The 7,642-nt window shown below is 59.5% G+C and carries 6 protein-coding genes; 3 read left to right on the top strand and 3 right to left on the bottom strand.

Annotation, left to right across the window (positions count from 1 at the left end; all coding sequences use genetic code 11):
* Positions 1-399: 399 nt before the first annotated feature.
* Both B2J89_RS23210 and B2J89_RS11675 read left to right on the top strand, forming a co-directional pair.
* Complete coding sequence (locus tag B2J89_RS23210) at positions 400-1,197, top strand: zinc ribbon domain-containing protein (RefSeq protein ID WP_169169255.1); 798 nt, start codon at positions 400-402, stop codon at positions 1,195-1,197.
* 1 nt (position 1,198) lies between these two features.
* Positions 1,199-2,263 carry a TAXI family TRAP transporter solute-binding subunit gene (locus B2J89_RS11675; protein ID WP_169169254.1) on the top strand — a complete coding sequence of 355 codons (1,065 nt, stop codon included), beginning with the start codon at positions 1,199-1,201 and terminating at the stop codon, positions 2,261-2,263.
* 646 nt (positions 2,264-2,909) lie between these two features.
* On the opposite strand, the gene B2J89_RS11670 is transcribed toward B2J89_RS11675, so the two are convergent.
* The 3 genes from B2J89_RS11670 to B2J89_RS11660 are packed head-to-tail and all read right to left on the bottom strand — an operon-like array spanning position 2,910 to position 5,275.
* On the bottom strand, positions 2,910-3,710 hold the full coding sequence (locus B2J89_RS11670) for an amino acid ABC transporter permease (protein ID WP_169169253.1): 801 nt from the start codon (positions 3,708-3,710) through the stop codon (positions 2,910-2,912).
* The gene (locus B2J89_RS11665; protein WP_169169252.1) at positions 3,707-4,369 is read right to left on the bottom strand and encodes an amino acid ABC transporter permease; all 663 of its coding nucleotides are present in this window, start codon (positions 4,367-4,369) and stop codon (positions 3,707-3,709) included. Before B2J89_RS11665 ends, B2J89_RS11670 begins: the two co-directional genes overlap by 4 nt.
* A gap of 3 nt (positions 4,370-4,372) precedes the next feature.
* Entirely contained in the window at positions 4,373-5,275 is a 903-nt protein-coding gene (locus B2J89_RS11660) for a glutamate ABC transporter substrate-binding protein (protein WP_169169251.1), read from the bottom strand.
* A 1,726-nt stretch (positions 5,276-7,001) separates the two neighbouring features.
* On the opposite strand from B2J89_RS11660, the gene B2J89_RS11655 reads away from it, so the two are divergent.
* Entirely contained in the window at positions 7,002-7,412 is a 411-nt protein-coding gene (locus B2J89_RS11655; RefSeq protein ID WP_169169250.1) for a hypothetical protein, read from the top strand.
* Positions 7,413-7,642 lie beyond the last annotated feature (230 nt).

The following is a 7,642-nucleotide window of genomic DNA, read 5'->3' as shown; positions in this document are numbered from 1 at the left end:
CTGCCTACATTCAGACTTGGCGCGGCTATGGCCGCTGCCACCACTACCGGTCACTGAACATCTTGCGGTCTGAACGTCCGTTGCACTGCCAGGACCGGCGACCCTGTAGAGCTCTTTCTTAGAGCGATCAAGGGCCGAGGCACCGCGCCGGTCAAAGTCAGCTTTCATAGACTGCAAACTGGCGGCGCCGACCCATAGCTGACTTTCGCTTCTTGGGCGGAACAGGTAGGCGGTTCAGGGCGGTTCAGCTTGGTGAACAGATTAAAACAATAGCTACAGTTTCGGCAGTTTGACTTGAGATAAAGTCTGCCTCAGATTCGCTCGCACTCTGAATACTGGCCCTGATTTACTAAAGTACTGACGCAACTTCGTTGACTAGATTAAGGTCACCTACCTGAGATGTCGCAGATGCCCAGTCTCCAGTGTCTCTTCTGCCAGCATCTCAATCCGTCGGATGCAGTATTTTGCAATAATTGTGGCGGACAGTTAAACCTGCAATCCTGTGACCGGTGTGGCGCGGTTGACCTCCGAACTGCTACCAACTGCTACAAATGTGGCGCCGAATTCTCTCTGCCTATAGCACCGGGAGTTGACTTCCCGTTCACGCCAGCGATCGCTGACAAAGAATTCACCTACCCAACATCAACAGATCCTGGAGTTGCGGATTCTGAGGCTGAGCACCTCAATGCTGGTCTGACTTACTCGCACCCTGAACGGCAACCGGTCGACGAAGCCCTTCCGCCGGAAACGTCTGCTACCGCGACCAGTTGGCGACGCGGCACACCTTTTGCGATCCCGGCAATATTGCTCCTGTTGATAACAACTGCTGTGTCAGTGTATTTATACCTTGGTCATACTGCACAACCCGCGCAGACGCAGGGCCAAAAGCAGGAAGTCACTGACGTATCCGGCGCGCGTAAGCCCGGCGACTCTGCACCATCAAATGGGGCAGCAGGAATGGATGCTGCTTTGAAACCAATAGACACGGTTAAAACACCCCCAGCCAGTGCGAATAACCCTGAAAAAACGCCCTCGCTTACGCCACCTAGTGCTGACGCCGCGCTGGCTGCTCGCCCATTGCCGGCGACTGATGCCGAAACAAAGACCCTACAAGACCCATCGGTAGTTGAAAAATGTCCACCAGCCGTCGCAACGCTAGGGCTCTGCAATATGAATACTCAACAGGAGAAGCCCTAAAATGAAAAAATTCATACTGAGCACGCTGCTGATGGCGGGGATGCTCTTCCATATCTCGGCGCTCGCGGCGGTGGAATACAAAATAGTCACGGCTTCCGAGCGGGGAACCTATATCAAGATCGGGCACGATCTCGCCCAGTTTGTTGCGCCTTCTGCGGACATCAAACTCCACGTCTTGCCTTCAGCCGGATCGGCGGAAAATGTTCGGCGCTTGCGTTACGAGTCGGGCGTCAAACTGGCCTTGGTGCAATCGGATGTCTATCAGGCCTTTCTCGACATTGCCGCTGGCGGAAATGTGGAAGCCCGCGACATGATCCGGCCATTGCGGGTGGTCATGCCGCTCTATAACGAGGAAATCTATTTTATCGTTCGGGCTGACTCGGAGCTGAACTATATCCACGAGATCAAGAATGCAAAGATCAGTGCAGGCGAGTCAGGGAGCGGAACAGCGCTTACCTCGGCAACGCTCTACCGCTTGATGTTTGGCGAACCCATGCCGCAGGCAGGCACAAGTTACTTGTCCAACGAGGAGGCGCTGAGCAAGTTGGTGACTGATAAGACTATTGACGTGGTCGCGGTCGTCGCCGGTCAGCCCGCCAAACTGCTCGTTGACATGAAACCTGAATCGCGCAAACTCATCAAACTGCTCAAGTTTGACCCCCATCATTCGACCAGTGCAGCGGTTCTCAAGACCTATTTTGCAGCCAGTGTTCTGGCCAGCAATTATCCCAACCTGCTTACAACAGATATCCCGGCAGTGGCGGTCAAGGCGTTTCTTGTTACCTATGATTTTCAACTCAAGGATACCGAGAACCACCTGCGCAATATGACGCGTTCGCTGTGTCAGAACTTCTCGACGCTTCAAGAAAAAGGACACCCGAAGTGGCGAGAGGTTGAGATAGCGCTTCCGGATCTCGGTCGCGGTTGGTTCTACTATCCACCGACGACGCGTGAGATCCGCTCCTGTATCGCCGGAAAGGCGAAGCTGGGAACGCCTGTGAAATCAAAACCTGCGAAGGACTGCTCGCAGCAGGAACAGATCCTTGGTCTGTGCAGTCCTGTCTAGCCGCAGTAGCGTGGACAAACCGCTTCAGCCGAAAAAAATCGCGCCCGGACTTTCCGCGTCACTGCGCTTTTATTCGTTAGCCATCCGCAGCCACGGATACAGCCTTGTCCAACGAGGTATGAGCCTGAACGACTCCTGTATTTCCACCCAGAAATGAGCCTGAAGGGTCGAATTTGAGATTGAAATGCGGCCGGCTTGACCATCGCAAGGATGTTGATCAACAAGGACGAGACAAAGCTGCGTACCATTGCGCAACTGTAGGAGTTTCTAGACGCAACTCCCGAGGTAAGTTTCTCAAGCCCTGCAGGCAATGGAGACACCCAGCGCTACGAGCACATCAGCCGCGTACTGAGGCGCTGTGACTCCCCCCAGCACAGCAAGCAAGAGCGTGGCGTGGTGCTGGTCGCACCAGCGACTACAGCCGCCGCCAGTACACCAAGCCGCCCTCCATAAGCGCCTGCTTCTCCTGGCCGAGAACGCAAGTTCGCCGCTGCCCCAGGAAGCCGCCAACCGGCGAGCGAACCATTAGTTACCCAATGTCAGTTTCGGGGACAACGCTGAAATCACACTACCGGCCATAACCGGACCTAGACCTTTTTCCTTCGCAGAGCGCCGCGCCATCGAGACGTGAGCAGCTTGGTGATAATCAATGCATCGGCCCGCCGAGCCGTTTGCTCGCCCTTGATATCGCGTAGTTCACCAGGCAGTAAAGCAGCGCTACAACGAGGTACACCGGCACCAGCGCGTGGTAGTTGGCGATGAGCACCTTGGCGTTCTGCATGAGCTCACCGTAGGTGACGACGTAGCCGAAGGTGGTGTCCTTGACCACGATGACCAGTTGCGCGACCAGCGCCGGGACAATGTAGCGAAGGGCCTGGGGGAAGACGACGAGGAAGAACACCTGGGCTTCGGACATCCCGAGGCTTCGCGCAGCATCGGTCTGGCCGCGGGGAACAGCGAGCACGCCCGCGCGGTAAACCTCGGCCACCACCGCGGCCGTGCTCAGGCCGACGGGCAAGGTCAGCATCCAGTAGGTGCTCAGCTTGATCCCGGCCTGCGGAAGAACCAGAAAACACACATAGATGAGCAGCAACGTCGGCGTGCCACGCAGAAACTCGATGACCGCGATGCTCGGCCAACGCACGAACGGCAGCCGCGCCAGGCGCCCCACCAACAGCACCAGCCCGAGGGTCAACGCGATGACGGCGGCCATCGCCGCCGATGCAAGCGTGCCTAGGAAGCCTGCAGCCAGGAAGGCCCAGGTCGTCGGCCAGGCGAAGAATTCCCAGAATCGGGCGTCGAGCTGCCCTGCGGTATGGAACCGGAACACGACACCTGCAGCCAGCAGGAGCAGCAAGGCCGCTGCGACCACACTAACCGCCCGCATGACGGTTTGGGCCTGGGGGCCCGGATTACGAAACAGAATCTCTTCCAAAGGGCGGCTCATCGCAGTATCCGCACCTTCTTTTCCAAGGTGGCACCAGCCCACGCGATGAGCAACCCAGTCACCACGTACATCGCAGCTGCCACCGCGAAGGCGGGAATGCCGGCGGCGGAGTCGTTGGCGATCTTGGACACGAGCGCGGTGAGCTCCCGGCCCGGAGACGGCACCTGCGACGCCAGCGAGGTCGATAACATCAGCGCAATGAGCAGGGAGGTCATCGGCTGCACCACCGCACGCAGTGCCTGCGGCAATACCACCGCAGTGATGACGCGCATCGGCCGCATGCCCAGGCTGAGTGCGGCCTCAATCTGGCCACCGGGGATGGTGTTGATGCCTGAGCGCAGGTAGTCCGCCGTGAACGCGGAGCAGACCAGCGCCAAGGTCAGGATCACGCTGGGCTCATAGTCGATCAGGACGTTGAGATCGGGCAGCGCAAACACGATGAAGATCAGCAGCGCTACGCTGGGAATGTTGCGGAAGATCTCGACGTAGCCGGTCAGGACGAAGCGCAGAGGTGGCAGCGGGAGGAGCCGAAGCACCGACACGACCATGCCCAGCAAGAAGCCGGGCACGAACGACACCACTGTGAGCTTCCATGTCAGCAAAAGGGCCTGCCCGAAGGCAGGCCGATAGTCGGCCAGGAGCCTTGAAACCTCGCCCATCCGTTATGGGAGAGCGGGCGGTGTCGGAACGGCTGTGCTGCCGGTGCGCTGTCCGATGGATATGGTCCAAAGTTTGGCCCAGGTGCCGTCGGCTTCCACCTTCTTCAGGAAGGCATTGACGAAGGCCACGCCGTCCGAGCCCTTGGGCAGTCCGACGCCGTAGGGGTCCTGCGCACCAAAGGGCGCGCCCGCCAGCTTCGCGTCGCCGGTTCCGAGGCTCAGGGCGTTGAGCAGCAGCGTGTGGTCGGTTACGTAGGCATCCACGCGTCCCTGGCGCAGTGCGTCAAGGGCTTCCTGGTGCGTCTGGAACTCTTGTACGACCGCCTTGGGCGCGTACTGCGCCAGTATCGCGGGTCCCGTGGAGCCAGCCTGCGTGGCGACCTTCTTGCCGGCCAGATCGTTGTACGACTGGATCGTCTTGTTGTTCGCCTTAACCAGTACCGCGGCCTGCGAGGTGTAATAGGGACCGGCGAACGAGATCTTCTCGGTGCGGGCGGGGGTGATGGAGTAGGTGGCGAACACCATGTCCACCTGGTCGTTGATGAGCACCTGCTCGCGCGTGGACGAGGTCACCTGCGTGAACTGGACCTTGGCCCCATCGCCCAGGATGTAGCGCGTGATGAGTTGGGCCAGACCTGCGTCGAAGCCGCGGATCTTGCCGTCTTTCTCGTTGAGCAGCGAGAAAAGATTCGAGGTTTGCGTGCCGCCGAGGCGCAGCGTGCCGGCCTGCTTGATCTTGCTGGCCCAGGTGCTCGATGCGATGGTCGCAGCGTCGGCGACGGGGCCCTGCGCGACCAGCGCGTCAAACGCCGCTGTATTGATGGGCGTGCCCTGGGCGAAAAGCGGCCCACCGGTCACAATCGCCAGTGACACCACGGTGGATTTCAGAATGGTTTTGATCGACATGCATTACTTTTGGAGGGTGTGACACAAACCAATATATAGCAGTTATGGAGTGCGCAGACTGCTCGTCCGGTTCGTCCACCGTTGTGCACGCGATGCACCATCCTCTCATTCATGGCCGCCCTGCCGCCACGGCTCGACGTGTTGGAGCTGTTCCGCGTATTCCCCTCCATCGCGCCAGTTAGCAGCGGCCTTGCCAAAGCTTGCCCGCAGCTCACCATAGGCCAGGAGCGGGTATTGGCGAGCTGCGGCCTCGGGGCGCACCATGAACGATGGCACTTCTCGCTTGTACAGCCGGTTTGCGCAAATGTGGCCATTCGACCGCTGAAGCTGAATGGCTGCATGCAGCTTCAGAGCTGCTGGTCGGGCTCACGAACCGGAGGACCGCAACCGCTGGAGGCTGTGTGAAAACCCTCTCACAGCTTGACGCATGAGCCGGTAGAGTTCTCTGGCTCAAGCAGGTATCCAACACGCAGATCGGCCGGGGGCTTTTTGACTCCCAAGTGGTGCAGTGGCGCGGCACGCTGGACGCCTCATCCAGCCCAGCCATACGCGAGGCATGGACCCATCTTGAGGAGTGGGGCACGGGGTGACACAAGAACGCATGCTGGCTTGCCTGGATCGCCTGTAGGCGTGTCTCGTGGTTCAATCGTCACTGGCTGACGGTATTTATTGGCTAATCCCGCTGGCTGAAGCCGAGGCAATCTATATCGGAAATTCGCCGGCCATGCCATTCGGGCCTGACTCGCACCAACCAGCCTTCGTGAAAGCCGGGACGATTCACTCCGACAACGGGTTCATCTAGTGTGAGTGCGTGCGGTCGAGAAAGATGCGGCGCTCGAATGAGTCAGTAAAAATCATCTTGGTGGTGTCGCCGATGTCGAGTTTGTCATCGCTTCGCGGTGATGCTGAGGGTTGCGATTAAGTGTTTACGACTTTAGCTAGATGCTGTTTCAGTTGACCACCCCAAAAACCCGCATGAATAATCCTAGGCCGACGTTTACGACTTTATTTGCCCAGAATAGCAAGGGCTGTTTGCGTGATTAAAGTCATAAGCCTGCAGATAAAGTTGTAAATCCGCTTCAGGCCCTGGCGTGGGGTTACAGCGAGAGGCGTTGTAAGTTCCAAGTCATCACCCTGATGACGTGGCGAAATTGGCGTGCACGCCAGGTTGGTTTGAGCGCACTATCTTGATGGGCGGCCTGGACTGTGCGCTGCCGGCTGAAAGCGGTCGCCTGGCTGTCCGGTTCTGCACCCGTAAATTCGGATTCGCCTGCTGCGGATGGGGTTGGGCGAAGTTCCGTTGACCGGGAGGGGTACATCAGGGTCGGGGTTCGTGTGCGCGAACGCGACCGTGCGCTGGAGGCATGGAAAGGCTCATCCGGATGAACCACCAGCGCCTGCGGCGACGGGTGAGGATGGGGAGATTTATCCCAAGGCCTGTGCGAGCGAGACACCTGCCCGCCGGAGCCAACCGACCTCCTTCGACCCATGCGGCCAGCAAGCCCGAGATGGTGCCTTTTGAGACTGCCCTTGCGCGGGCAGCGTATTCGCCGAAAGGATCGCAATCAGTGATCGACTGCCGGTACCACCTCTCAACACGATCCACCTGAGTGAAGCACGCAGCACCGCGCACGATGCAGGCCTGCCCGGGCGACCCTCGCCGCCGAGGGAAGTGGGGCGCGTTACGGCCAAGGGGCACAGCTTCTGGGGATGAATGGAGAACGCCATGAATACTACGCACCGCAAGGCACGGGAAGCCTCCACCAGGCTCTGCCGTGCGATCACGGTCCGGTGCTCGCCGGCGATGAAGGTCGCAACCGCAGCGCTGATCGTCACCGGCGTGGCAGGCGGTTCTGCGCCGAGCCGCGCGCAAGCAACCATCGACGTCGAATTGCGTCTGGATGAGCTCGAGAAGGCCTTCTGGGTCTGCGACTACGCGGCGACGATCGACCTTGTCGACATTGGCAACGCGATCGCCTGCGGCAGCCTCACCGAGGCGCTGCGGCAGCGCAAATTCGGTGGCGATTTCAATGCCATGCTGGCTTGGTGGCAGCAGCACAAGGAGGCCGAGCACCTGGAATTTTCCAAGGGGGGCGGCACACCGTTTCCGCGCTTGGTGCCGAGCCTACCACCCTGACCGGACACTTCGCGACTTCTGGCCTGCCGCCGTCCACGAGAGGGCTCGGTGGCGTGGTCGATGCGCCCCGCGTGGATGCCGGAACAGTGGAGCCGACGGGCCAGTGACCCCGCTGGCGGTTTTTTCCAAGACGGCAGGGTTTCCGCCGGGATCCGTTGCCTTGGAGAAAGAGAAGGGGAGCTGCCGGGCCGCTGCAAGTCTGCACCGCAGTAGGCTTGGATTTGCGCCTT

Source organism: Acidovorax sp. SRB_24 (assembly GCF_012931925.1).
The sequence above is the reverse complement of the archived record's forward strand: the minus strand, read 5'-3'. Positions and strand labels throughout refer to the sequence as shown.